The organism is Vibrio sp. SBT000027 (assembly GCF_963894355.1).
GTDB lineage: Bacteria > Pseudomonadota > Gammaproteobacteria > Enterobacterales > Vibrionaceae > Vibrio > Vibrio splendidus.
In genome coordinates, this window is record NZ_CAWQGD010000003.1 from 143,353 (window position 1) to 169,549 (window position 26,197).

The 26,197-nt window shown below is 45.5% G+C and carries 28 protein-coding genes; 20 read left to right on the forward strand and 8 right to left on the reverse strand.

Annotated features, from left to right (window positions below; genetic code table 11):
• The first annotated feature begins 136 nt into the window (after positions 1-136).
• From AACU28_RS09130 to AACU28_RS09145, 4 genes are all read left to right on the forward strand, one after another.
• Positions 137-1,348, forward strand: coding sequence for an aspartate aminotransferase family protein (locus tag AACU28_RS09130; protein WP_004729655.1), 1,212 nt, complete (start codon positions 137-139; stop codon positions 1,346-1,348).
• Between the two features lie 107 nt (positions 1,349-1,455).
• Positions 1,456-2,475 carry an arginine N-succinyltransferase gene (gene astA, locus AACU28_RS09135; protein WP_004729654.1) on the forward strand — a complete coding sequence of 340 codons (1,020 nt, stop codon included), beginning with the start codon at positions 1,456-1,458 and terminating at the stop codon, positions 2,473-2,475.
• A 39-nt stretch (positions 2,476-2,514) separates the two neighbouring features.
• Entirely contained in the window at positions 2,515-3,972 is a 1,458-nt protein-coding gene (gene astD, locus AACU28_RS09140; protein WP_102490948.1) for a succinylglutamate-semialdehyde dehydrogenase, read from the forward strand.
• Positions 3,973-4,229: 257 nt separating this feature from the next.
• On the forward strand, positions 4,230-5,021 hold the full coding sequence (locus AACU28_RS09145) for a DUF1338 domain-containing protein (RefSeq protein ID WP_004729652.1): 792 nt from the start codon (positions 4,230-4,232) through the stop codon (positions 5,019-5,021).
• A gap of 197 nt (positions 5,022-5,218) precedes the next feature.
• Here the strand turns inward: AACU28_RS09145 and crp are convergent, their stop codons facing one another.
• The 6 genes from crp to AACU28_RS09175 form a co-directional block, all read right to left on the reverse strand.
• On the reverse strand, positions 5,219-5,851 hold the full coding sequence (crp, locus tag AACU28_RS09150) for a cAMP-activated global transcriptional regulator CRP (RefSeq protein WP_004729651.1): 633 nt from the start codon (positions 5,849-5,851) through the stop codon (positions 5,219-5,221).
• A 239-nt stretch (positions 5,852-6,090) separates the two neighbouring features.
• Entirely contained in the window at positions 6,091-6,960 is an 870-nt protein-coding gene (locus AACU28_RS09155; protein WP_004729650.1) for a phosphoribulokinase, read from the reverse strand.
• A 77-nt stretch (positions 6,961-7,037) separates the two neighbouring features.
• Positions 7,038-7,250 (reverse strand): YheU family protein, encoded by a 213-nt coding sequence (locus AACU28_RS09160; protein ID WP_004729649.1) that lies wholly within the window; start codon positions 7,248-7,250, stop codon positions 7,038-7,040.
• 99 nt (positions 7,251-7,349) lie between these two features.
• Positions 7,350-8,342 carry a hydrolase gene (locus AACU28_RS09165; RefSeq protein ID WP_102547913.1) on the reverse strand — a complete coding sequence of 331 codons (993 nt, stop codon included), beginning with the start codon at positions 8,340-8,342 and terminating at the stop codon, positions 7,350-7,352.
• 277 nt (positions 8,343-8,619) lie between these two features.
• Positions 8,620-9,090, reverse strand: a complete 471-nt coding sequence (locus AACU28_RS09170; protein ID WP_004729647.1) for a TIGR02444 family protein — start codon at positions 9,088-9,090, stop codon at positions 8,620-8,622.
• Positions 9,087-11,009 carry an ABC transporter ATP-binding protein gene (locus AACU28_RS09175; RefSeq protein ID WP_004729646.1) on the reverse strand — a complete coding sequence of 641 codons (1,923 nt, stop codon included), beginning with the start codon at positions 11,007-11,009 and terminating at the stop codon, positions 9,087-9,089. The genes AACU28_RS09170 and AACU28_RS09175 overlap by 4 nt, the downstream gene beginning before the upstream one ends.
• 174 nt (positions 11,010-11,183) lie before the next feature.
• On the opposite strand from AACU28_RS09175, the gene kefG reads away from it, so the two are divergent.
• From kefG to AACU28_RS09200, 5 genes are all read left to right on the forward strand, one after another.
• On the forward strand, positions 11,184-11,768 hold the full coding sequence (gene kefG / locus AACU28_RS09180; protein ID WP_004729645.1) for a glutathione-regulated potassium-efflux system ancillary protein KefG: 585 nt from the start codon (positions 11,184-11,186) through the stop codon (positions 11,766-11,768).
• Positions 11,755-13,551, forward strand: coding sequence for a glutathione-regulated potassium-efflux system protein KefB (gene kefB / locus AACU28_RS09185; RefSeq protein ID WP_029224575.1), 1,797 nt, complete (start codon positions 11,755-11,757; stop codon positions 13,549-13,551). Before kefG ends, kefB begins: the two co-directional genes overlap by 14 nt.
• A gap of 176 nt (positions 13,552-13,727) precedes the next feature.
• The gene (locus AACU28_RS09190; RefSeq protein WP_017632113.1) at positions 13,728-13,928 is read left to right on the forward strand and encodes a YheV family putative zinc ribbon protein; all 201 of its coding nucleotides are present in this window, start codon (positions 13,728-13,730) and stop codon (positions 13,926-13,928) included.
• Positions 13,929-14,022: 94 nt separating this feature from the next.
• A complete protein-coding gene (slyD, locus tag AACU28_RS09195; protein WP_017083786.1) occupies positions 14,023-14,619 on the forward strand; it encodes a peptidylprolyl isomerase in 597 nt (198 codons plus the stop codon).
• 235 nt (positions 14,620-14,854) lie between these two features.
• A complete protein-coding gene (locus AACU28_RS09200; RefSeq protein WP_102490950.1) occupies positions 14,855-15,820 on the forward strand; it encodes an isoaspartyl peptidase/L-asparaginase family protein in 966 nt (321 codons plus the stop codon).
• 180 nt (positions 15,821-16,000) lie between these two features.
• Here the strand turns inward: AACU28_RS09200 and AACU28_RS09205 are convergent, their stop codons facing one another.
• Complete coding sequence (locus AACU28_RS09205; protein ID WP_004729640.1) at positions 16,001-16,228, reverse strand: SlyX family protein; 228 nt, start codon at positions 16,226-16,228, stop codon at positions 16,001-16,003.
• A 5-nt stretch (positions 16,229-16,233) separates the two neighbouring features.
• Positions 16,234-17,211 (reverse strand): WD40 repeat domain-containing protein, encoded by a 978-nt coding sequence (locus tag AACU28_RS09210; RefSeq protein WP_029222056.1) that lies wholly within the window; start codon positions 17,209-17,211, stop codon positions 16,234-16,236.
• A gap of 131 nt (positions 17,212-17,342) precedes the next feature.
• Between AACU28_RS09210 and fkpA the strand changes: the two genes are divergently transcribed.
• From fkpA to rplC, 11 genes are all read left to right on the forward strand, one after another.
• Complete coding sequence (gene fkpA, locus AACU28_RS09215) at positions 17,343-18,119, forward strand: FKBP-type peptidyl-prolyl cis-trans isomerase (protein WP_004729852.1); 777 nt, start codon at positions 17,343-17,345, stop codon at positions 18,117-18,119.
• A 205-nt stretch (positions 18,120-18,324) separates the two neighbouring features.
• Positions 18,325-19,050 carry a helix-turn-helix transcriptional regulator gene (locus tag AACU28_RS09220; RefSeq protein WP_004729851.1) on the forward strand — a complete coding sequence of 242 codons (726 nt, stop codon included), beginning with the start codon at positions 18,325-18,327 and terminating at the stop codon, positions 19,048-19,050.
• Entirely contained in the window at positions 19,044-19,433 is a 390-nt protein-coding gene (gene tusD, locus AACU28_RS09225; RefSeq protein ID WP_121602828.1) for a sulfurtransferase complex subunit TusD, read from the forward strand. Before AACU28_RS09220 ends, tusD begins: the two co-directional genes overlap by 7 nt.
• Positions 19,430-19,786 (forward strand): sulfurtransferase complex subunit TusC, encoded by a 357-nt coding sequence (gene tusC / locus AACU28_RS09230; RefSeq protein WP_017085994.1) that lies wholly within the window; start codon positions 19,430-19,432, stop codon positions 19,784-19,786. The genes tusD and tusC overlap by 4 nt, the downstream gene beginning before the upstream one ends.
• An 8-nt stretch (positions 19,787-19,794) precedes the next feature.
• Entirely contained in the window at positions 19,795-20,070 is a 276-nt protein-coding gene (tusB, locus tag AACU28_RS09235; protein WP_121602829.1) for a sulfurtransferase complex subunit TusB, read from the forward strand.
• Between the two features lie 181 nt (positions 20,071-20,251).
• Entirely contained in the window at positions 20,252-20,626 is a 375-nt protein-coding gene (gene rpsL / locus AACU28_RS09240; protein WP_012604917.1) for a 30S ribosomal protein S12, read from the forward strand.
• Positions 20,627-20,729: 103 nt separating this feature from the next.
• Complete coding sequence (gene rpsG / locus AACU28_RS09245) at positions 20,730-21,200, forward strand: 30S ribosomal protein S7 (protein WP_017073678.1); 471 nt, start codon at positions 20,730-20,732, stop codon at positions 21,198-21,200.
• A 166-nt stretch (positions 21,201-21,366) separates the two neighbouring features.
• Entirely contained in the window at positions 21,367-23,463 is a 2,097-nt protein-coding gene (gene fusA, locus AACU28_RS09250; RefSeq protein WP_121602830.1) for an elongation factor G, read from the forward strand.
• A gap of 146 nt (positions 23,464-23,609) precedes the next feature.
• Positions 23,610-24,794, forward strand: a complete 1,185-nt coding sequence (gene tuf / locus AACU28_RS09255) for an elongation factor Tu (RefSeq protein WP_012604914.1) — start codon at positions 23,610-23,612, stop codon at positions 24,792-24,794.
• A 446-nt stretch (positions 24,795-25,240) separates the two neighbouring features.
• Positions 25,241-25,552, forward strand: coding sequence for a 30S ribosomal protein S10 (gene rpsJ, locus AACU28_RS09260; RefSeq protein WP_004736761.1), 312 nt, complete (start codon positions 25,241-25,243; stop codon positions 25,550-25,552).
• Positions 25,553-25,566: 14 nt separating this feature from the next.
• Positions 25,567-26,196, forward strand: a complete 630-nt coding sequence (gene rplC, locus AACU28_RS09265; RefSeq protein WP_004736763.1) for a 50S ribosomal protein L3 — start codon at positions 25,567-25,569, stop codon at positions 26,194-26,196.
• The last annotated feature ends 1 nt before the right edge of the window (position 26,197 follow it).

The following is a 26,197-nucleotide window of genomic DNA, read 5'->3' on the forward strand; positions in this document are numbered from 1 at the left end:
TAATCTACTATTGAAAACGTTAATTAAATGTAAATATAATGCTGCAGCGGGATTATGGCGAGAGAAAATATCTTTGTCTCACTTATGAACCAGTACGCTTATTTGCGAAGCTTGCGGTATCGAAAAGGAATGTACGATGACAGTGGAAAAAAAAGTAGAACGTAGTCTGTTTAATGAGGTGATGGTGCCTTGTTATAACCCAATGGAAATGATCCCGGTAAAAGGGGAAGGCGCACGCGTTTGGGACCAACAAGGCCGAGAATATATCGACTTTGCTGGTGGTATCGCTGTGAGCTGTTTGGGTCACTGTCACCCAGCAATGGTTAACGCAGTTACTGAGCAAGCAAACAAGATTTGGCATTTAAGTAATGTCATGACCAACGAACCTGCATTGCGTCTAGCGAAGAAGCTAACCGACGTATGTTTTGCAGAAAAAGTATTCTTTGCTAACTCTGGTGCAGAAGCGAACGAAGCTGCATTGAAGCTAGCTCGTCGTTGGGCAGCGGATGTGCACGGTCCTGAGAAATCTGAAATCATCGCATTCAAACAAGGTTTCCACGGTCGTACTTTCTTTACCGTAACGGTGGGTGGTCAAGAGGCTTACTCTGATGGCTTCGGTCCTAAACCGGGCGATGTAACTCACCTGCCTTACAACGATATTGCCGCGCTAGAAGCGCACATATCAGATCGCACATGTGCAATCATGATGGAACCTCTGCAAGGCGAGGGCGGTATCATCTCTCCAACATCTGAGTTCGTGAACACGGTTCGTGAACTGTGTGACAAGCACAATGCGCTGCTTATCTTTGATGAAGTGCAAACAGGTAATGGCCGTACGGGTAACTTTTACGCTTACCAAGGCCTAGGTGTGACACCTGATATCCTAAGTACAGCGAAATCACTAGGTGGCGGTTTCCCAATCGGCGCAATGCTAACGACCACCGAACTCGCGACACACCTAAAAGTCGGTACGCACGGTTCTACTTACGGCGGAAACCCACTGGCGTGTGCCGTTGCTGAAGCGGTTGTTGATGTCGTTAGCCAACCGGAAACGCTAGCTGGCGTGAAAGAACGTGAAGCAATGTTCCGTGATGGTTTGGCTAAGATTAACGACAAATACCAAATATTCAGTGAAGTTCGCGGTAAAGGCCTATTGCTAGGTGCTGCACTTAATGAAGCATGGCAAGGTCGTGCTCGTGATGTATTAGTAGCAGCAGGCGAACAAGGCTTGATGGTACTGGTTGCGGGTGCAAACGTGGTTCGTTTCACACCATCACTGGTTATCACTACACAAGAAATTGAAGAAGGTTTATCAAAACTAGACAAAGCAATCGCTACGCTAGTTTAGCCTGAGCGGCGTCATAGGAATGATCGCCATTAGAGCGATCCCATGACGTACTGCTAAAGGCCCAAGATTCTCGTTTTGGGCCTGTTTTGCATCTGGAGGGAATATTGATGCTAGTTGTTCGCCCAATAAAATTATCTGATTACGATGCGTTGCATACCTGCGCGGTTGAATCTGGTCACGGATTCACATCTCTTCCGGTTAACGAAGAACTGTTAACCAACCGTATTACTCATTCTGAATACAGCTTTGCTAAACAAGACGTGACTGAACCTGGTGATGAAGGCTACCTAATGGTTGGCTTTGATACCGAAACCGGAGAAGTCGCAGGTACTACGGGTATCGAAGCCTCAATTGGCTGGGATGTTCCGTTTTACTCTTACCACATCAGCAAAGTGGTTCACTCATCGCAGAAGCTTGGCGTGAATAACGTCGTGAAGCTACTGACTTTCGGCAATAACTACACCGGATGCAGTGAGATCTGCACACTGTTCTTGCGCCCGGCTTTCCGTGGTGGATTGAATGGTCGTTTGATGTCTAAGTGTCGCTTCTTGATCATGTCTGAGCACCCAGAGCGTTTCTCGAAAACGATTTTTGCTGAGATGCGTGGTGTATCGGATGCGGAAGGTAATTCTCCTTTCTGGCAATGGCTGCAAGAGCACTTCTTCTCAATTGATTTCACGCTTGCAGATTACCTAACCGGTATCGGTAAGAAAGGCTTCATTGCTGACCTAATGCCGAAGTTACCTATCTATGTGAACTTGCTGAGCAAAGAAGCTCAGGCGGTGATTGGAGAGGTTCATGACAATACGCGCCCTGCACTTAAGTTGCTGGAACGTGAAGGTTTCACCAACCGTGGCTATGTTGACATCTTTGATGGGGGCCCAACGGTTGAGTGTGATCTAAGAAATATCGAGTCAGTGCGTCATGCGATTCGAGCTCAAGTGACAATTGCAGAGCATTCAAGCTCTAAAGACTTCCTCATTGGTAATACCTCGTTTGAGAACTTCCGCGCAGTAGCCGCGAAAGGCGCGTATGACCAAGCTAGCGACACAGTGATTTTATCATCTGAAGTAGCAAGCGCTCTTGAAGTAAAAGAAGGCGAATTCGTTCGCATGTTGGCTCAATAAGAGCGGCGATTATCTGTCGAAGATTTTAAGGATAGAAGTATGACTCAGTGGATAGCAGGACAGTGGGTGGCAGGTCAAGGCGACGCCATGACATCAGTAAGCCCATACAATAATGAAGTCGTGTGGCAAGGCGATAGTGCAACACCAGCACAGGTTGAATCTGCAGTAGTAGCAGCGCGTGACGCTTTCTTAGTTTGGAAAAAATTGAGCTTTGCAGAGCGTGAAGCGATCGTGTTGAACTTTGCTGAGAAGATAAAAGAGAACAGCGAAGAAATTGCACAGATTATTGCAAAAGAGACGGGTAAACCGATTTGGGAAACTCGCACTGAAGCGGGCGCGATGGCGGGTAAAATTGCTATCTCTATTCGTGCTTACCACGAACGTACGGGTGAAGCTTCACGTGAAGCCGCAGGCAACCAAATCGTACTGCGTCATCGCCCATTAGGCGTAATGGCGGTATTTGGTCCTTACAACTTCCCTGGTCACCTACCTAACGGTCATATTGTTCCAGCTCTACTATCGGGTAATACAGTGGTATTTAAGCCGTCAGAGCAGACACCTTGGACGGGTGAGTTTGCGATGAAACTGTGGCAAGAAGCAGGCCTTCCAGCTGGCGTGATTAACTTAGTGCAAGGCGCTAAAGAAACTGGTATCGCACTGGCGGATGCTAAAGGCCTTGATGGCGTGCTATTCACGGGCAGTGCTAATACCGGTCATATCCTTCACCGTCAGTTCGCAGGTCAACCGGGCAAGATGTTGGCGCTAGAGATGGGCGGCAACAACCCTATGGTGATCACTGACCAATTTGGTGATGCTGACGCGACGGTTTATACCATTATCCAGTCGGCCTTCATCAGTGCGGGCCAACGTTGTACATGTGCACGTCGCTTGTATGTACCAGTAGGAGACAAGGGAGATCAGCTGCTTGATAAGCTCGTTGCGGCTACCTTGAAGATTCGTGTTGATCAGCCATTCGCTGAGCCAGCACCCTTCATGGGCCCACAAATCTCTGAAGCTGCGGCTAAGTTCATTCTGGACGCGCAAGCTAATCTGCAATCGCTAGGTGGTGTAAGCCTAGTCGAAGCAAAAGCGGGTGAAGCGGCGTTTGTTTCTCCGGGCATTATTGATGCAACCAACATTGCTGAACTGCCAGATGAAGAGTATTTCGGTCCATTACTGCAAGTGGTTCGTTACCAGTCACTAGAGCAAGCGGTTGAACTGGCTAATGACACACGTTTTGGTTTGTCTGCAGGCTTAGTTTCAACAGACGATTCAGAGTGGGAATACTTCGTTGACCATATCCGAGCGGGCATTGTTAACCGTAACCGCCAGCTAACAGGCGCAAGTGGTGATGCACCATTTGGTGGTCCTGGTGCTTCAGGTAACCTGCGTCCAAGTGCTTACTACGCGGCTGACTACTGTGCTTACCCAATGGCGTCAATGGAAGGTGGTGAGACTCAACTGCCAGCTACGTTTAGCCCAGGTATTGAGCTGTAGTTTTGGCTTTTAAGCTATAGCTTGATGAATCACAAGCTTATGAGCTCTAGGTTCATGAATAACAGATTCATTGGTTAATTGTGTAATAAGGAAGTGGTGTTATCGCTTCCTTTTTCCATCACGTCCGACACCTAGATTGGGCGGTAGATAATAATAGAACAAGTATGTCACAGGCTGATGGCTGCTGACTCTGTGTCCAGCCTCTCCCTCTCTAATCCAAATTACTAGCTTGCTAGAACCTCTGACAAGGAGTCACCATGACGCCCGATCTACTCTTTAAATCACTATGGGACGATTACATTCACAGGCTTTGCCCATCGGCTGAGAAAGTTCATCATCTGCTGAAAGAAGACGAAGCCCTGATTAATGATCATATTGCACTGCGAACTTTCAATGTTGCACCGCTAGGTATTGAAACATTGGCTAAGCCTTTCCTTGAATTAGGCTACAAGGCTTGTGGCGACTACTTGTTTGAGAGCAAGAAGTTAGTGGCTAAGCACTACGAGCACCCAGACCCAAACCAACCGAAGGTGTTCATTAGTGAGTTGAAGGTAGAAGAGTGTTCAAGTGACTTACAACAGATCGTTGCGAAGTTGGTTGAGCAAGTGGACGCAAGCAAGCTTCAAGGACATGAGTTTTTGTTTGGTGGTCGCCTTTGGGATCTGAGCTTCGCGGATTTCCAAGTGCTAGCAAAAGAGAGTGAATACGCGTCTTGGCTAGCGGCTCATGGTTACGGTGCAAACCACTTTACGGTGAGTGTGAACCAGCTTAATGAGTTCGATGAAGTACAGACTGTGAATGACTATTTGAGTGATTCAGGTTTCACTATCAATGCATCTGGCGGTCAGGTTAAAGGCTCTCCAGAGGTCTTATTAGAGCAATCATCTACAATGGCAGACAAAGTCCCAGTTTCATTTGTTGAAGGTAATGAGGTGATTCCTGGTGGCTTCTACGAGTTCGCTAAGCGTTATGCGATGGCCAATGGTGAGCTTTATACAGGATTTGTTGCAGCATCGGCTGACAAGATCTTTGAGAGCACCAACGGTTAAAGAAAGATACAAGCACGGGTTTTACCTTAAAGATGCGGGTACGCTTCGCTTCGAGGAAGTTTACAAATAGGATTCTGTGAGTTCTTCTCGTATCTCGTATCTCGTATCTCGTATCTGCTCTCTGGATCTTCAGGAAACAAAAAAGCCACCAAATTTGCATTTGGTGGCTTTCAAATTTTTGGCTCAGTTAATCGAGATTAACGAGTGCCGTATACAACGATAGTTTTACCGTGTGCAGAAATTAGGTTCTGCTCTTCTAGCATCTTCAAGATACGACCTACTGTCTCACGAGAACAACCAACGATCTGGCCAATCTCTTGACGAGTGATCTTGATTTGCATGCCGTCAGGGTGAGTCATTGCATCTGGCTGTTTCGCTAGGTTAAGTAGCGTTTGAGCGATACGACCTGTTACGTCAAGGAACGCTAAGTCACCAACCTTTTGGCTAGTTACTTGTAGACGATTTGCCATTTGCGCTGAAAGGCGCATTAGGATATCTGGGTTCACTTGGATAAGTTGACGGAATTTCTTGAAAGAAATTTCAGCTACTTCACAAGGAGATTTTGCACGAACCCATGCAGTACGCTCTTGGTCTTCTTCGAAGAGGCCAAGTTCACCAATGAAGTCACCTTGGTTTAGGTAAGAAAGAATCATTTCCTTACCTTCTTCGTCTTTGATAAGAACTGCCACAGAACCTTTAACGATGTAGTACAAGGTTTCTGCCTTTTCACCAGCATGAATCAAAGTACTTTTTGAAGGGTACTTATGAATATGACAGTGTGAAAGGAACCACTCTAATGTTGGATCGGTTTGGGGTTTACCTAGAACCATAATATCTTACTTCCTCTGCAGGGTATGCTTGCCGCTTTCCGTATTTTAGCTAAGCCTGGATTGACTTGTAGGATAAGAGCACTCGTTGAGCGCTGCAAGCTATCTTGTGTTTCGTTTAAGAATAGTATCCTTTTTCAGGTACTATTTCTTGATTTTAATCGTGACCAAGCTACGATTTTTTACGCAAAATTGTGCACATGATCACGGTATGAAAAGTAATCAACCAGAATGGCGTCTTGTTAACCTATTTTTCCGGTTTCGATGAGCTGTTGTAGGATGGGCCTTACAATGAGCTCCATAGCAAAACTCATCTTGCCGCCTGGCACCACAAGCGTGTTGTGGCGTGACATAAATGAGCCATCTATCATAGCCAGAAGGTAGGGGAAATCGACGTTTTTGATGCCACGCAAACGTATAACCACGAAGCTTTCGTCTAAACTTGGAATCCCTTTAGCGTTCAGTGGATTCGATGTATCTACGGTTGGGACACGCTGAAAGTTGATATGAGTGCGCGAAAACTGCGGGGTAATGTAGTTAAGGTAATCATCCATTGAGCGAACAATGGAATCCATTACTGCTTCGCGTGAGTGCCCACGATCGCGTGTGTCACGAACGAATTTTTGGATCCACTCAAGGTTGACGATTGGCACCATGCCGATCAGCAAGTCGACGTGCTGTGAGACATTGATGTCGCCATCTACCACGCCACCATGAAGACCTTCGTAGAACATCACATCGGAATTTTCTGGGATCTCTTGCCATGGCGTAAAGGTGCCCGGCATTTGATTGTAAGGCACGGCTTCATCGAAGGTATGTAGGTAACTACGGACTTTACCCGTGCCTTCATTACCGTATTGACGGAAGAACTCTTCTAATGCGCCAAAATCGTTGGCTTGTGGACCAAAGTAGCTGATGTGCTTACCTTGCTCGCGAGCCTTACGGATCTCGACATCCATCTCTGGTCGAGTGAAGCGATGGAAACTATCCCCTTCAACCCAAGCGGCCTTCACGTCCATCATATTGAACATTTTTCGGAAGGCTTCTGAGGTAGTGGTGGTGCCGGCTCCTGATGAACCCGTCACCGCAATAATTGGATGTTTAGCGGACATGACAACCCTTGTCTTTTGAGTAACTTACTTGTTAGCAATCGTTTACCACTATAACACGGCTCCTTTATGAGCGCAGCCTAGAAGCGTTTTGTGACTTGAATATCAACGGTTTCATGCAGCTCAGAAAACACGATGCTGACTTCCTTTGAGGCTAATTGATGTTTCACTTGGTCAATCTTGTTTTGCAATGAAACCTCTACGTCACCGTAGTCTGTGCCTTCACGAAGCACGAATTCTTTAATGAGGTTTTCCAGTGTTTCTGGTGCAATGTCTTGCCATGGGATGATCATAAATACTTCTCTCTTTTATGTTCATAAATAGGTTTATTGATGTGTTGATTACTGTGTTTAGTGACGTCTACTACTCAGTCCTTAAAAAAGGCTCGGCCATTATGCCGAATCTTGGATACTTTCATAGTAAGCAGGTAATGCTTCTTCTAGCCAAAACCTTGGTTTGAGCGTGCTACCGGTAATGAACCCCACATGGCCGCCTTTTTGAAATAGGCGATAGTCGATGTTGTCAGGCAATACGAACTTTGGAATCACGTCGTCTGTCATAAACGGATCGTCTTTGGCATGGATGATCTGAGTCGGTAGTTTAATCTTATTAAGTTTAGGAAGCGCTGAGCATTGAGCATAGTAGTCCTGAGCATTCTTGAACCCGTGCAGAGGCGCAGTAATCCGTTCATCAAACTCATACAGCTTGTCTATCTTCTTAATGGTTTCGGCGGTGATACCGAGCTTTTCTTGCAGCAGCTTAATCTTTTTCAAGGCATTCGATTTGAGAGAGTTGAGCAGGTACTTTTTATAGAGCTTAGAGAAACCTCGCTCAATACGACTAGAGCAACAAGCCAGATCAAAAGGTGCAGAGACAATCGTCGCCGCCGACAGCAATGGGTCGTCCGCGTACTCAGCCAAATAGTTCGCCAGCATGTTACCGCCCAAAGAGATACCAACCGCTACCTTAGGGTTATTGGGAAACTGGGCGTGTAGATGTCTTAGGAAAAAGCGCGCATCTTCGACTTCACCAGAATGATAAGCGCGAGCCAAGCGATTGGGTTTTCCGCTGCAACCTCTAAAGTGCATCATCACTGATAGCCAGCCATCTTTAGCAAAGGCATTCATCAGTCCGTTGGCATAAGGGCTTTCAAAGCTTCCCTCTAAGCCATGGAATAGAACGAATATCGGCTTGTTACTTCGAGCATCATTACTTGGGGTGTCACCCTCTGGCGATTCGCTCCAAGCAAGATCGAGAAAGTCACCGTCGGGTGTTTCTAAGGTTTGCCATTGAGGGTCAAACAACGCCTGCTTTCTAATAAATCGTGGCACTAAGGTTTGTAAGTGCGGGTTAGATAAACCAGCGGCTGCGGTAAATATTGTCATAAAAACAGTCCATGCTTCTTTTATGGGCTTTGATAAAGTGTTGAGCTTTTTAGTGAAACGCCCACGTTTTTATTTGAGCTTGGTTGATTCTCGGTATAAGCGCAAGGGTTTCGCTGATACGGGCTACAAAAACAAGGTGTAGGTAACTAGTTGAATATTGTCGAGATTGAACTTCAAATATATGGCCAGTCATGCGCGCCACTCCCGTGTGAAAACGAAGAGCGATACTACCAAGGTAAGCTTGGATCTTGATTGAAGATAAGAGAAAGGAAACGCGTTAGGGTTGAGGTGCTGGTTCAGAAAAAGCGTCGTAGAGGTTTTCAGCCCCTAATAAACGACAGTATTGAAAAGCGAGTGGTGATTGCTGGTTAGCCGTAAGCTGAAGAGAATTAATGCAGTCGACGAGATCAGATTGCTGTTGCTTCTCTAACTGCAGTTCAAATTGGAGAGCTTCACGGTAGAGGGAATCGACGACTTGAGGTTTGAGGTGCTTACGCAGCTCTCGATAGCTATGAAGCAGGGTTTCAGAGCGGCTTAAGCACTGTTGTACCTTGTGCCACTCTTCTTCGGCAAAAGACAATTGCTGCTCATCAAGCCATTTGAGAAGCAGCAGTAGATTGACGTTGCCGTGGAACTGGTTTTGCAAAGCTAGGCACGCATCCTTTACACCGCGCACACTGTAATACTGAAGGCTAAATTGCCATAGTCGTTCCAGTGTTAGTGATATTGGGGCGTGCTCTGGGCTCATAAGCTATCCATATCCTGTTCCATCTGCTCAAGCTCTTCTTGAGTGGACATCCAATCCATTTCAACTTCTTCTAGCTGTGACTTACTGCTCGCTTGGAGAGCGAGTACTTTATTCAGTTTAGCCTTATTTTCAGCTTCATACAGTGAAGTGTCGGATAATTCTTGCTCAGCTTCTTCGAGAGATAGCGTTAACTTATCCATCTGCTTTTCAAATTGAGTCAGCTTTTTACGAAGTGGCGCCGTCAGTTTACGGAACTCTGCTTCTTTACGTTTCTGCTCTTTTTTCGCTGCTGCACTGTTGGCGCCGTCTTTTGCTGGTGCCAATGCTTGCGCTTCTTTGCGCTCAACTTTCTGTTGTTCGGTTAGCCACTTGTAGTAATCGCTTAGGTCACCATCAAACGGTGCAACTTGACGGTCGTGCACAAGGTATAAATCATCAGTAGTCGCACGAAGTAGGTAACGGTCGTGCGATACGATAACCATTGCGCCTTCAAATGTCTGTAGGGCGAAGGTCAACGCCTGACGCATGTCGAGATCCAAGTGGTTAGTTGGTTCATCGAGTAGCAACAGGTTTGGTTTTTGCCATACCAGTAGCGCTAATACCAAGCGCGCTTTTTCACCACCCGAGAATGGCGCCACCTTGTCGAGTGCTTTCTCACCTTGGAAGCCAAAGCTACCTAAGTAGTCACGCAGTTGTTGCTCGGTGTGTTTCGGCGCAATTTGCATCATGTGCTGAAGTGGCGTTTCTTCTGGGTGCAGCGTCTCCAATTGATGCTGAGCGAAGTAACCCATCTTAACGCCTTGCGAATAGCTCAGCTCACCGCCTTGCTGTTTCAGTTCACCTGAAAGCAGCTTGATTAGCGTTGATTTACCGGCACCATTTCGACCAAGCAGACCGATACGGCTGCCGGGTACTAGATTTAGGCGAATCTTCTCTAGAATCAGATTGTCATCATAGCCCGCTGATACTTCATCCATCATCATGATTGGATTTGGTAGCGCGTCCGGCTCTCTAAATTCAAAACTGAATGGGTTATCAAACTGAGCGGGCAGCACTTGTTCCATTTTCTCTAGTGCTTTAATACGGCTTTGCGCTTGGCGAGCCTTTGATGCTTTGTAGCGAAAACGGTCAATGTAGCTCTGCATGTGAGACATTTGTTTCTGCTGCTTTTGGAACATTGCCTGCTGCAGGATTAACTTTTGTGCTCGTTGGGTTTCAAACGATGAGTAGTTACCGGTGTATTCATTGAGCTGTTGGTTTTCAACATGCACGATGCGGTTGACGATAGGGTCTAAGAAGTCTCTATCGTGCGAGATAAGAACGAGTGTGCCTGGGTAGTTTTGTAACCAACGTTCTAGCCACATTACTGCGTCTAAATCTAAGTGGTTGGTAGGCTCATCGAGTAGCAGTAGGTCACTGCGACATAGAAGGGCTTGCGCTAAGTTCAAACGCATACGCCAACCACCCGAGAATTGGGTTAGGTTCCATGTCATTTGTTCTTGGCGAAAGCCTAGGCCATCCAATAACTCGGCAGCACGTGCTTTGATGCTGTAACCACCAATGGTTTCAATCTTGCCGTGGATCTCTGCGACTAATGTACCGTTGTCGGCTTGTTCCGCTTTCTCTAGTTGATCTTCAAGGCCACGGTATTCACGGTCGCCATCGATCACGTATTCAATGGCTGTTCTTTCTAATGCTGGTGTTTCTTGAGCAACCCAAGCCATTTCCCAATGAGCTGGTTTACTGAACGAGCCAGCATCAATAGACAGTTCGTCCTTGATTAGGGCGAACAGCGTAGATTTACCACAGCCGTTTTTACCAACCAAACCGATCTTGTCGCCAGGATGAAAAGTCGCAGATGCTTGGTCGAGGAGTGGCTTACCACCGCGGAGCAATTGAATATCAGAGAAAGTAATCATAATTGAAATAGCATAGAAATTAGAGGTGAACAGACGCCTGCATAGTAGGCTGAAACCAGATAAAAGTCGATCACAATGCAATTTGCGTTATGATGCCAATAACATATTAATAACTTTTGCTTAAATTCTTGTGGCCTTGCCACCGTTTAGCCCTCAAAGGAATGTTTCAAAGGAATGAGTAATACTCCCTCGACAGACAAAGCCGTGCCAAAGGTGTTAATAATCTACGCACACCCAGAGCCGCACACCTCTATTGCTAATCAAATGATGGTTAAAAAGGTCGAGTCGCTCGGTCATGTCAAAATTCACGATCTCTACGCCATCTACCCAGACTTCTTTATCGATGTGCCTTATGAGCATGATTTACTCCTAGAGTACGATGTGATTGTGTTCCAGCATCCTCTGTTTATGTATTCCTGTCCTTCGTTATTGAAGGAGTGGTTTGATCGTGTGTTAGGAAAAGGATTTGCATTCGGTGAGCAGAGTGCGCTTAAAGGCAAACACTGGCGCAGCGTTATTACTACCGGTGGTAAAGAAGAGGCGTTTGGCGCCGCAGGCTATAATAAATATCCATTACAAGAGATCTTGCAACCATTCGAGCTAACCGCTGCTTTGTGTCAGATGCACTGGATATCCCCCTTAGTTTTACACTGGGCGAGAAATGTTTCGGATATGACGCTTTACCAACACGCAGAAGCGTATCGAAATTGGTTGCGAGACCCGCTACAAGATATAGGAGCGAATGATGGCTCTGACTAATGATTTTCTACAAAGTAGCGTTATATTTTTAGCGGCTGCTGTGGTTGCGGTTCCTATCGCGCAGCGAGCTGGCTTAGGTTCAGTACTCGGCTATCTATTAGCTGGCGTGGCGATTGGCCCGTGGGGGCTTGGTTTAATCAGTGATGTAGAGGCGATTCTACACTTCTCCGAATTTGGGGTGGTGCTGCTGCTTTTCTTGATTGGCTTAGAGCTTAACCCTAAAAAACTGTGGCAGATGAGGGCGCCTATTCTCGGACTCGGTGGCGCGCAAGTGCTGATCACCACTCTGATTATTACCGCCATCGCCTGTTTGTTCGGATTAACTTGGCAAACCAGCCTCGTAATAGGTATGGGTTTAGCGCTGTCTTCGACAGCCATTGCCTTACGTGTTATTGAAGAGAGGGAGCTCGGCGGTAAAGAAGCGGGGCAGTCAGGCTTTGCAGTACTACTTTTCCAAGATATTGCCGTTATTCCAATGCTAGCGATGTTGCCTCTACTTGCGGGTAATACGGGCGGCAGTTGGGCTGACATGCTGTGGATGCTAGGTGGTGTCATTGGCTTGCTTGTCGGTGGTCACTTCTTATTGAGACCACTGTTCCGATACGTAGTCATGAGTGGCGTACGTGAGTTGTTCACGGTCGCGGCGCTGTTATTAGTGATTGGTATTGCCGTCATCATGCAGCAGATTGGTTTGTCGATGGCACTGGGTACTTTCTTAGCGGGCGTACTTCTGGCTGAAAGTGAATATCGACATGAGCTTGAAATCGCCATAGACCCATTCAAAGGGTTACTGCTTGGTCTGTTCTTTATCTCTGTGGGTATGGCGGTAAACCTAGGTTTGCTGGCAGAAAGTCCATTCGCAATATTGATCGCGGTGTCGTCTCTGGTCGTATTGAAAGGCTTGGTGTTGTATGCGCTGGCTCGTATCTTCGGTACTCAAACTAAAGCGCGCAGCCGTATGGCGATGATTCTCAGCCAAGGTGGTGAATTCGCTTTCGTTATTTTTACCGCGGCGAGTGCACAAGGCATCCTAAGTGGTGACCAAGTGTCGTTCTTACTGGTTGTTGTGAGCCTTTCTATGGTGACCACGCCATTGATGCTTAAGCTGCAAGATCGCTTCTTTGCTCGTCAACTCAATCAAATCAGTGAAAGCGCGATGTCTTCTGATGTTGTCGATCGTAGCCCTCGAGTGATTATTGCCGGCTTTGGTCGTTTCGGTCAGATCATTGGACGTCTAATGTATGCCAATAAGATTCGTATCACCGTTCTTGAAAGTGATGCCAGCCAAATCCATATCCTTAGAAAATTCGGCTACAAGGTATTCTACGGTGACTCAACTCACCTTGAACTATTACGAGCTGCGGGAGCTGATAAGGCCGAAGCTATTGTGCTGTGTACCGACTCTCCGGACGAAATCATGAAAACCGTGGATTTGTGTAAGCAGCATTTCCCACAGTTGAAGATCTTAGCGCGTGCTCGAAGCCGTGTTGAAGCGTATCAATTACTTAACCATGGTGTGAGCAATTATTCTCGTGAAACTTTCCTTGGGGCTCTAGATTTAGGTCGTCAAACATTGACTGAACTTGGTATGCATCCATATAAAGCGAAGCGAGCAGAAGCACATTTTAGGAAATTGGATAATGGTATGCTCAAAGAGTTGCTTCCTCAGCATAGCGAAGATGCAGAGTTAGCTCAGAGAGCGAAAGAGGCTCGTAAAGAGCTTGAAGAGATCTTTGGACATGAGATGGAAAATGATCACCAATCTAGAAACTATTGGCAATAGCCTGAGCTTAGAGCTTAGAGCTTAGAAATTAGAGTTAATCGCTTGAGCTTAGCTCTATAGTTGTTCTTAAAAACTGTAACTTAAAGAACCAATCTAATAATAAACGCGGTCTCTGCTTAGTCTCGAATAGAGCATGTGGGAAGAACTGCGAATCCAGAGTAGTAAAGGATATGAACGTGAAACAGAAAAAACGCTTTATCGCAGGGGCAAGCTGCCCAAGTTGCAACACTCAAGACACACTCCGCTGGTGGGTTGAAAATAATATCGAGCTGGTGGAATGCGTCGATTGTGACTTCACAGAGCAGCGCAAACCGAAAACTGTAGAGAAATCTGAACACGCGAATCAAGAAATGATCGGTATTTTTAAGCCAGAATGATTGAGTTTCGTTAATTGATCCCCATAATATCCCGGTACAGAATTTTTCCTAAGCTCAACTGTTCGAGCTTAGTCCAAACCTCCTTGGAGCTCTCATGAAAATTGAAAAGAACGTAGTAGTTAGTGTTGCATATCAAGTGAAACTTGAAGATGGCGTAGTAGTTGACCAATCAACTGCAGAAGCTCCACTAGATTACCTTCACGGTCACAACAACCTAATTACAGGTCTTGAAAAAGAGCTTGAAGGCAAAGTAGCTGGCGACAAGTTCTCAGCAACGGTTACTCCAGAAGACGCTTACGGCGAGCACAACGATGACTTAGTTCAACGTGTTCCTGCAGACGTATTCCAAGGTGTTGAGCAAATCGAAGTTGGCATGCGTTTCCTAGCGGATACTGACCAAGGTCCAATCCCAGTTGAAGTGACTGAAGTAGATGGCGACGAAGTTGTTGTTGATGGTAACCACATGCTAGCTGGCCAAACTCTAACGTTTGACGTTGAAGTTGTAGCCGTTCGTGAAGCGACTGAAGAAGAAGTTCAACACGGTCACGTACACCAAGAAGGCGGCTGTGGTAGCCACGGTCACGACCATGATCATGACCACGAAGGCGGTTGCTGTGGTGGCGAAGGCCATGACCACGCTGAAGAGAAAAAAGACGGCTGCTGCGGCGGCGGTAGCTGTGGTTCTCACTAATACCGAACTAACGGTTTAGTTTAAGAATATCGAAAGCCTCCCTTGTGGAGGTTTTTTTCGTTTAGGAGTCTCGCTTTTTGAGCTGACTTTTAATCAAGCGAACTAAGTGTCTGCAAATCTAAGTGTCCGCAAATCTAAGCATTCGTAAAAAGTTTGGTTTTCGCTATCAGACATCAAAACATGGATGTGGTATTGATAGCACAACATTATAAGACGACGTCAGTGGAGAGTTTGCATGTCACAGCCTTTTTCAATTGCCATTCATGGTGGTGCAGGAACTATCTTGCGAGAGCAAATGAGCGATGAATTAAAAACGGGTATTACCGAGGCTTTGGAGAAGTCGGTTTTGGCTGGCTATCAAGTTTTGCAATCGGGTGGCGATGCGTTGGATGCAGTGGTGGCATCGGTTAAAGTGATGGAAGACAGCCCACACTTTAATGCCGGTAAAGGCTCGGTTTTAACTCATGACGAATTTGTTGAGATGGATGCTTCTGTGATGCACGGTCGCGAAATGGATGCGGGTGCTATTGCAGGTGTCCGTCATATCAAAAATCCAATTGAGCTTGCGCGTGATGTGATGCTTAAAAGCGATCATGTGCTGCTGATTGGTGAAGGCGCAGAGAGGTTTGCGTTTGAGCATGAGTATATCTTCACCGAGCAAGATTACTTCTTTACTGAGCGTCGTTATGACCAACTTCAGTCGATGAAAGAGAAAGGTATCTTTGCTTTGTCTGAAGCAAAATACGATGAGCAACAAGCTCAAAAATACCCAGATGATAAAAAGTACGGCACGGTTGGCGCTGTCGCATTAGACCAAGCCGGTAACTTAGCTGCAGCAACCAGTACCGGTGGCGTAACCAATAAAAAATACGGTCGTGTGGGAGATTCTCCAATCATCGGTGCAGGCACTGTTGCTGAAAATGGCAACGTGGCCGTATCAACGACAGGAATGGGCGAGTTCTTCCTTAGAAAGATGGTCGCCAGTGATGTGGCTGCAAGAATGCGTTATCTCAAGGAAGATGTGCACACGGCTTGTGAAACGATCATTCAAGGTGAATTGAAAACCATGGGCGGAGAAGGTGGCTTGATTGCTATTGATGGCCAAGGTGATATCCACTTCGGTATGAACAGTTCAGGGATGTATCGTGCGAGTGTTGATACGAACGGTTGCGTGGAAGTGAAGATTTATGCCGATGACTAAGATTGTATTGGTTTAATTGGCTTTAGCTTATTCACTCAGGTGAAATAAACAAAAGGGCGGCAGATGAGTATCTGTCGCCCTTTTAGTTTTCTATGTCCCGTCCTGAAATGTGTTTACACATCGAGGACGAGAGACTAGCGATGTGCGTCGCTAGAACCAATTCGTTATTTGGAACCGCACTTAATAGTGTGGAGGTGGCGTCTCTTCTGATGCATCAGCGAGGTTTGAGCCATCCATATTTTTCACTTTACCCACCACGAACTTCATTTGATCTTGCATTCTCGTGATCAACATCTGTTGTTGGCTAAGCGCTTCATTGAGTTCTTCAATGGTCTGTTCTTGGAAAGCTAGCTGACACTCTAGGTCATTCACGCGGCTTTCTAGTTGTTCAATTCGCTTTTCTGTCATCGTTCTTAATCCACATTCCAAGCTTGGGCGATGCCCGCAGAGGTGCCCGATATCACACGGTTCTTTTCATCAAAGGCTGCATCATACACTACCGCACGGGGAGGGCGAGCATCTTTTAATGGCTCGGCATCGTGACGAGAAATGCGTTTTCCATCTTGAGTATTCCACACACTCACTTGGCTTGATGGCGTACCCGTCACCAACATACTGCCGTCGTCAGAAAAGCGAGCACTAGAGAATATCAGCTGTCGAGACCAGCTCTGCAATTGCGCTTGAGGTTCACCTGTTTCCAAATCCCAGATCATCGCTTGGTTGCCGCCATCGGAAGTAAAAGCCAATTCTCCATCCCGTTGTAGTGCAACTCGTACTACTCTTTGTTCATGCTCGAAGGTACGTAACACCAAGCCTGATTCGGTATCCCAAAGGTAAGCTTTGTAGTCGTTGCCGCCTGATAATGCGTAGCGGCCATTAGAAGAGAGGGAGACTGAATTAACTTTTTCTCGGTGAGCAAGGAACTCAAGACGGCGTCCGGTGACTAAGTCCACATAGATAGCTTTGCCATTAGACAGGCCAAGTAAGACTTTTTCACCATTGCTGGATATGTCGACATCGCGAATTAAGCCATCGGAAATAGACCAAAGCCCTTCAGCTTGAGTCCAAGATAAGTCCCAAACGGCGAAATTCATCTGGCTGGCGGTAATGGCGAAGCGGCCGTTGTCAGAGATGCGGATACGCGATACTTGGTTTTCTGATTGGTCTTGTGGGCCGAGCTGAGCGAGCTCTTTGTTTTGGTCTAAGTCCCAGAGCAGTAAGTGTTTTTGCTGAGAGTAGAGCAGGGCGAAGCGTCCATCTCTGCTTAGGGCAAAGCTGGTGGCACCATTGGGTTCAATTTCCCAACGTTGCTCATCATCTTGAAAGAAAAAGCAACCATTTAACAAGGTGATGACAATCGTACATAGCAATGAGTGGAAAAATATTCGCATCACATCTAATAATCCGGTTTGTGTCGAAAGACATATGACTAGTATATTGTTATAACTAACGTATTCACACCAATCTAATCATTAGATTTGTGCACAATAACCAATGGCTTGGCCATTAATTGGAGAATTCAATGAAATCAGTTTTAAAAGTATCACTGCTTGCCGCAACGGTTATGCTAGCAGTTGGTTGTCAGAAAGAAGAACCAAAGGCAGAAGCTCCACAGGTAGAAGAAGCTAAAGTTGCAGCAGTAAACTTTAAAACAGAAGATGACAAAGCGGCATACGCAATCGGTGTATCTTTCGCGAACTACCTAAGCACAAGCATTGATAAGCCAAGCGAGCTAGGCATTAACCTAGACAAAGATATGGTTCTTCAAGGTATCGAAGACGTATTCGCAGAGAAAACAGCACTTAACGAAGAAGAAACTCGCGCAGCTCTTGAAGCTCTAGACAAGCGTGTTGCTGAAACAATGCAAGCACAAGCGGCAGAAAAATCTGCAGAAGTGAAGAAAGCCGGTGATGATTTCCGTGCTGAGTTCGCTAAAACTGAAGGCGTTAAGCAAACTGAATCTGGTCTACTTTACCAAGTAATGACGGCTGGTGAAGGTGCTTCTCCAAAAGACACTGATACCGTTCAAGTACACTACAAAGGTACGCTAACAGACGGTACTCAGTTCGACAGCTCTTACGATCGTGGCGAACCAGCAACATTCCCACTAAACCGCGTAATCCCTGGCTGGACTGAAGGCGTACAACTGATGCAAGTTGGTTCTAAGTACAAGTTCGTTATCCCGCCAGAGCTAGCATACGGTGAGCAAGACACACCGACTATCCCTGCTAACTCAACGCTAGTATTCGAAGTTGAACTACTTAAAATTGATAACGCTGAAGCGGCTCCTGCTCAGTAATATCAGCTAAAAGTTTTATTCTAAAATACGTTGATTGAATAAAAAGCCTAACTTTGAGTTAGGCTTTTTTTATGATTTGAAGGTGAGTATTTGATTTTTAAACTTGTTCTAAATCACTAGTTGCAATGTTAGCTAGGTGTGCAATTAAAATTTTCTGATAAACTTACATAAATTTGTTGATTTTTCACACGAAGGTAAGGAATAAGTGACTACTACAGAAACAGTCAATGCAGATGTGTTACTTGAAATGGAATCAGTCCACGTTATGCCATTCAGTGAACACGATAAAATCATTCTAAGATCTTATGAGGCCGTGGTTGACGGTATTGCGAGTCTTATCGGTCCGTTTTGTGAAATCGTTTTACATTCTTTAGAAGACCTCAATACTTCTGCGATTAAAATTGCCAACGGCGAAAATACAGGTCGTCAGGTTGGTTCGCCGATCACCGATCTTGCATTGAAGATGCTGAAAGATATTGAAGGTTCTAAGCGTAACTTCTCACGTTCATACTTTACTCGCGCTAAAGGCGGAGTATTGATGAAGTCGATCACGGTTGCTATCCGCAATGGTGAAGACCGAGTGATTGGTTTGTTGTGTATTAACGTAAACTTAGATGCGCCATTCTCACAAGTACTGCAATCTTTCATGCCTACGCAAGATGCGGACGAAGCAGCATCATCAGTCAACTTTGCGAGTGATGTGGAAGAGCTTGTCGACCAGACGGTTGAACGCACCATTGAAGAAATCAATGCCGACAAATCAGTATCGAACAATACTAAGAACCGTCAAATCGTGATGGAGCTTTACGACAAAGGTATTTTCGATATTAAAGACGCGATTAACCGTGTTGCTGAGCGATTGAACATCTCTAAGCACACCGTATACCTATACATCCGACAACGTAAAACAGAGGATGAAGAGGGTTGTTAAGCTATACACTTTTAGTGAATGGACCGGTCTACGGTTCACAGTCGGCAAGAAGTGCTTACCAGTTTGCAGTGGCTCTTATTAATCAGGGCCACAAACTTCACAGTGTATTCTTCTATCAAGATGGCGTCAGTAATGGCTCTGACCTTACCGTACCTGCTAATGATGAATTCGACTTGGCTTCCGCTTGGCAAAAACTGGCGGATGAGCACAATGTTAGCCTTGAAACGTGTGTTGCTGCTGCGCTTAGACGCGGAGTGATCAGCACGGATGAAGCAACGCAACATCAATTGAGTGCATCTAACTTGGCGGCTGGGTTTACCCAAGCTGGGTTAGGGAGCTTATCTGAAGCACTTTTGATGCAAGATAGGGTTGTACAGTTTTGAGTAAATTGGCCTTTGTATTTAACACTTTTCCTCATACGACGGCAGCGGGCAGGGAAGGGCTAGACGCACTGCTAGCGGCTTCAGCCTATAGTGAAGACATTACCGTGTTCTTTGTTGGTAATGGCGTTACACAGCTTCTCAAGGCTCAACAGCCTGATGAATCCCTATCACGTGACTATATTTCTGCATTCAAGCTTATGGACCTCTATGACATCGAGCAAGTTTACGTGTGTCAACATAGCCTCAATCAGTTTGGTCTCTCGACCGATAACTTACTGATCGATGTGACTGCGCTAGAAGTGAATGAGTTGACGCAGAAGTTAGCTCAGAGCCAAAAAATACTGACTTTCTAGGGAACGTTATGCTTCATATTGTAAAATCAGTAGACAAACTCAAGCTTGCATTGGCGTACTCGCAACAAAAGGATCACATCCTTTTGGTTGAAGATGCGGTGTATGTTTGCCTTCCAAATCATGAGTTATTCAATCAAATCTCAATCGTTGAACATGTGTCGGTATTAAAAACAGATCTCGATAGCCGAGGTTTACAACAACTTGCTTCAAGCACTCTGGATCAAGTGGACTTCGACGGATTCGTCAAACTAACGGTTTTGAACGACAAATCAGTAACTTGGTAGCTGCGTTTTATCAGTATGGTTAAAAAAAGACCATCCTGAGCTCTAGACGGCTAAAAAAGATCTGTATATTTCTTGACACACATCCCACTGCTGAATAGAATTTTGCGTCCCTATTTACACTATGTGTAATAGGGCTAGATTTTTCATCAAGCTTACTTTCAAGTAAATCAGGAGCTAGTTAATGGCAACTATTAACCAGTTGGTACGTACTCCTCGTGTAAAGCAGGTTGTTAAAAGCAACGTGCCTGCACTAGAAGCGTGCCCACAAAAACGTGGTGTATGTACTCGCGTATATACTACTACTCCAAAAAAACCGAACTCAGCACTACGTAAAGTATGTCGTGTTCGTCTAACTAACGGCTTTGAAGTTACTTCATACATCGGCGGCGAAGGTCATAACCTTCAAGAACACAGTGTTGTTCTTATCCGTGGTGGTCGTGTTAAAGATTTACCAGGTGTGCGTTACCACACTGTTCGCGGTGCACTTGACTGTGCAGGCGTTAACGACCGTAAGAAAGGTCGTTCTAAGTATGGTGTGAAACGTCCTAAGTCTTAATGCGTCTTTTTTAAAAAGAAAGCGTTAAGTAAGGCCAAACACTATTTATTTATTATTCTGAAAAGTTTTGGAAAAAACCTGAAGAAGACAACGGAGAAATTCCATGCCACGTCGTCGCGTAATAGGCCAGCGTAAGATCCTTCCAGATCCTAAGTTCAAATCTGAACTGCTGGCAAAATTCGTTAACATCCTTATGGTTGACGGAAAAAAATCTACTGCAGAGAAGATTGTTTACACTGCACTAGAAACTATGGCTGAGAAATCTGGTAAAGATCACTTAGCTGTATTTGAAGAAGCTCTTGAAAATGTTCGCCCAGCGGTAGAAGTTAAATCTCGCCGTGTGGGTGGTTCAACTTACCAAGTACCTGTAGAAGTTCGTCCGGTTCGCCGTAACGCTCTTGCTATGCGTTGGGTAGTTGAAGCTGCGCGTAAGCGTGGTGAAAAATCTATGGCTCAACGCCTAGCTGCTGAAATGCTAGACGCGTCTGAGAACAAAGGTACTGCGGTTAAGAAACGTGAAGACGTTCACCGCATGGCTGACGCAAACAAAGCGTTCGCACATTACCGCTGGTAATACCTTTTTAGTGCTGCAAGGTTCCTTGCAGCACTTCTTTAGTTCCTATGCTTATGCTAGGAACTATTGCTATTTCTAGGGCAAGCACTTTTTAGCGAAGCATCGCTTTTAACGCATAATCTAGACATAGCAATAGTCCCTAAGTCTCTAATAAGAGGATTCAACCGTGGCTCGTAAAACTCCTATAGAGCAATACCGTAATATCGGTATCGTTGCTCACGTAGATGCAGGTAAAACAACCACAAGTGAACGTATTCTGTTCTATACCGGTCTTTCTCACAAAATCGGCGAAGTTCACGATGGTGCAGCAACCATGGATTGGATGGAGCAAGAGCAAGAGCGCGGTATTACGATCACTTCAGCAGCAACCACTACGTTTTGGCGTGGTATGGAAGCTCAGTTCTCGGACCACCGTATCAACATCATCGACACTCCTGGACACGTTGACTTCACAATCGAAGTAGAACGTTCTCTGCGTGTACTTGATGGTGCAGTTGTTGTTTTCTGTGGCTCGTCTGGTGTTGAACCTCAGTCAGAGACAGTATGGCGTCAAGCTGATAAGTACCAAGTTCCACGTATGGTTTTCGTTAACAAAATGGACCGTACAGGCGCAGATTTCTTGCGCGTAGTTGAACAGATCAAGGACCGCCTAGGCGCAACCCCTGTTCCAATTCAACTGAACATTGGTGCTGAAGAAAACTTCCAAGGTGTTGTCGATCTTCTCAAGATGAAGGCAATCAACTGGAACGAAGCTGACCAAGGCATGACTTTCACGTACGAAGATATTCCTGCAGACATGCAAGAAATGGCTGAAGAATATCGTACCGAACTTGTTGAAGCTGCTGCAGAAGCAAATGAAGAGCTGATGGATAAGTACCTTGAAGAAGGTGAATTAACAGAAGCTGAAATCAAGCAAGGTCTTCGTATTCGTACCCTTAATAATGAAATCGTACTTGCCACTTGTGGTAGTGCATTCAAAAACAAAGGTGTACAAGCTGTTCTAGATGCAGTGGTTGACTTCCTTCCTTCTCCAGTCGATGTACCGGCAATTAGAGGTATTGATGACGACGAGAATGAAATTGAGCGTCACGCGGACGACAAAGAACCGTTCTCAGCGCTAGCATTTAAAATTGCAACAGACCCATTTGTTGGTACTTTAACTTTCATCCGTGTTTACTCTGGAGTTGTTGAAAGCGGTAAAACAGCTTACAACTCTGTGAAGAAACAACGTGAACGTTTAGGGCGCATTGTTCAAATGCACTCAAACAAACGTGAAGAAGTAAAAGAAGTACGAGCAGGTGACATCGCAGCCATTATCGGCCTTAAAGATGTTACTACTGGTGAAACTCTATGTGATCAGAACCATAAAATCGTTCTTGAGCGTATGGAATTCCCAGATCCAGTTATTCAGATCGTTGTAGAGCCTCGCTCTCAAGCTGATCAAGATAAAATGACTATCGCTCTAGGTAAACTAGCAGCAGAAGACCCATCATTCCGCGTTGATATGGATGCGGAAACTGGCCAGACACTGATTTCTGGTATGGGCGAACTACACTTAGATATCATCGTTGACCGTATGAAGCGTGAATTTAACGTCAACTGCAACGTTGGTAACCCGCAAGTAGCTTATCGTGAAACGATTCGCGGTACTGCGAAAGCGGAAGGCAAATTTATCCGTGAGCATGGTGGTAAAGGTCAGTACGGTCACGTGTGGCTAAAACTTGAACCATCAGAAGCTGGCGAAGGCTTTGTCTTCGTTGATGAAATTGCCAACGGTATCGTACCTAAAGAGTTTATCGCTTCGGTCGCTAAAGGCGTTGAAGAGCAGATGAACAATGGTGTACTTGCTGGCTATCCAGTTTTGGATATCAAAGCTACACTATATGATGGTTCTTACCATGAAGTAGATTCAAGTGAGATGGCGTTTACAATCGCTGCCTCTATGGCTTTCAGATCGGGTGCACTTGAAGCGCAACCGGTTCTGCTTGAGCCTATGATGAAAGTTGAAGTAACTACTCCAGAAGACTGGATGGGTGACGTTGTTGGCGATATTAACCGTCGTCGCGGCATCATCGAAGGTATGGACGAGGGGACAGCTGGCCTGAAGATAATTCGTGCACAAGTTCCGTTGTCTGTCATGTTCGGTTACGCAACTGATTTACGTTCTGCGACACAAGGCCGTGCTTCTTACTCTATGGAGTTTAGTGAGTACGCTGAAGTGCCTAACAATGTTGCAAAAGCAATCATTGCAGAGCGTGGTTAAACAAAAGGGACGCATTTTTTTCATTTTTTGAAAGAACAATGCGTCCAAATATTGCGCTAACGAGAGTTGGCGCATAAAATAGCAATTTCTGGCGCGTCTCGCTCAATAATGAACGTGGCGAATCATAACTAGGAAGGAACACGATTGTGTCTAAAGAAAAATTTGAACGTACGAAACCGCACGTAAACGTTGGTACTATCGGCCACGTTGACCACGGTAAAACAACTCTAACTGCTGCTATCTGTACTACACTTGCAAAAGTGTACGGCGGTGTTGCTAAAGATTTCGCATCTATCGATAACGCTCCAGAAGAGCGCGAGCGCGGTATCACAATCGCAACTTCTCACGTTGAGTACGATACTCCTGAACGTCACTACGCACACGTAGACTGTCCTGGACACGCCGATTATGTTAAAAACATGATCACTGGTGCTGCTCAAATGGACGGCGGTATCCTAGTTGTTGCTGCTACAGATGGCCCTATGCCACAAACACGTGAGCACATCCTACTTGGTCGTCAAGTTGGTATCCCTTACATCATCGTATTCATGAACAAATGTGACATGGTTGATGACGAAGAGCTACTTGAGCTAGTAGAAATGGAAGTACGTGAACTTCTTTCTGAGTACGAGTACCCAGGAGACGACCTTCCAGTAATTCAAGGTTCTGCACTTGGCGCTCTAAACGGCGAAAAGCAGTGGGAAGACAAGATCGTTGAGCTTGCAGAAGCACTAGATTCTTACATTCCACTTCCAGAGCGTGCTGTTGATCTACCGTTCCTACTTCCTATTGAAGATGTATTCTCAATCCAAGGTCGTGGTACAGTAGTTACTGGTCGTATCGAGCGCGGTATCCTACGTGTAGGTGACGAAGTAGAAATCGTTGGTATCAAAGAAACTACTCTTACTACTTGTACTGGTGTTGAAATGTTCCGTAAACTGCTTGACGAAGGTCGTGCAGGTGAGAACGTTGGTGCACTTCTACGTGGTACTAAGCGTGATGACGTTGAACGTGGCCAAGTACTTTCTGCTAAAGGTTCAATCAACCCACACACTAAGTTTGAGTCTGAAGTATACGTACTTTCTAAAGACGAAGGCGGCCGTCACACTCCTTTCTTCAAGGGTTACCGTCCACAGTTCTACTTCCGTACAACTGACGTAACAGGCGATATCACTCTACCAGAAGGCGTAGAAATGGTAATGCCAGGTGACAACGTTCAAATGACTGTTGAGCTAATCGCTCCAATCGCAATGGACGAAGGTCTACGTTTCGCAATCCGCGAAGGTGGCCGTACAGTTGGTGCTGGTGTTGTAGCTAAAATCTTCGCTTAATAGCATTTAGATTTTTGCACACTCTTCATTAGAAGAGCACGCATCTGAAAAGGGAAGCTTCGGCTTCCCTTTTATTATTTATAGAGAAACATTCCTTTCCCGCGCAATAATCCATATCTCCCCAAGTTCCTTTTTCAATATATTCCGATTATTTTCCCAACACTACTTGCATACTAAAACGTGATCTGTATAATGCATCGCACTGGCTAACGCCGGTTTGTGAACCAATGAGCACTGAGGAGTAGGTCTTACCTAGTAATGTATACTCAGCTTATGTTCGCGGTTAATAAAAATAGTAAACTTCGTGTTTACTTCAAAAGTTAACTGACAATGCGTCCTGATTTTGGATGCTACGGTTTCACATAAATCAATCGGCATTCTCTCGTTCTTTCGAGCTTGAGTGGCGATATTGTTTGTGTAATTTTTAATAATTGGAGCTCTGTCTCATGCAGAACCAACGTATTCGTATCCGCCTTAAAGCGTTTGATTACAAGCTAATCGATGCTTCAACTGCGGAAATCGTTGAAACAGCAAAACGTACTGGCGCACAGGTTCGTGGTCCTATTCCACTTCCTACTCGTAAAGAGCGTTTCACTGTTCTTACCTCTCCACACGTCAACAAAGATGCACGTGACCAGTACGAAATTCGTACTCACAAGCGTTTGATCGACATCGTTGAGCCAACAGATAAAACTGTTGATGCTCTAATGCGTCTTGATCTTGCAGCTGGCGTTGATGTTCAAATCAGCCTAGGTTAAGGGAGATAAGAATAATGATTGGTCTAGTCGGACGTAAAGTGGGTATGACCCGCGTATTTACTGAAGAAGGCGTTTCTATCCCAGTAACTGTTGTTGAGGTTGAAGCGAACCGTATTTCTCAAGTTAAAACTCTTGAGACAGACGGCTACGCAGCAATCCAAGTAACTACTGGTGCTAAGAAAGCTAACCGTGTAACTAAACCTGAAGCTGGTCACTTCGCGAAAGCGGGTGTAGAAGCAGGTCGCGGTCTTTGGGAATTCCGTTTAGAAAACGGCGAAGAGTTTGAAGTTGGCGCTGAGCTAAACGTAGAACTTTTCAACGAAATTAAAAAAGTAGACGTTACTGGTACATCTAAAGGTAAAGGCTTCCAAGGCGCTATCAAGCGTTGGAATTTCTCTACTCAAGATATGACTCACGGTAACTCTTTGTCTCACCGCGCACCGGGTTCAATTGGCCAATGTCAAACTCCAGGCCGCGTGTTTAAAGGCAAGAAAATGGCAGGTCACATGGGAGCTGAGCGTGTAACGACTCAAAACCTAGAGATCGTACGTGTTGACGCTGAGCGCAATCTACTCCTTATTAAAGGTGCAGTACCAGGCTCAACAGGCGGTAACGTGATCGTAAAACCTGCTGTTAAAGCATAAC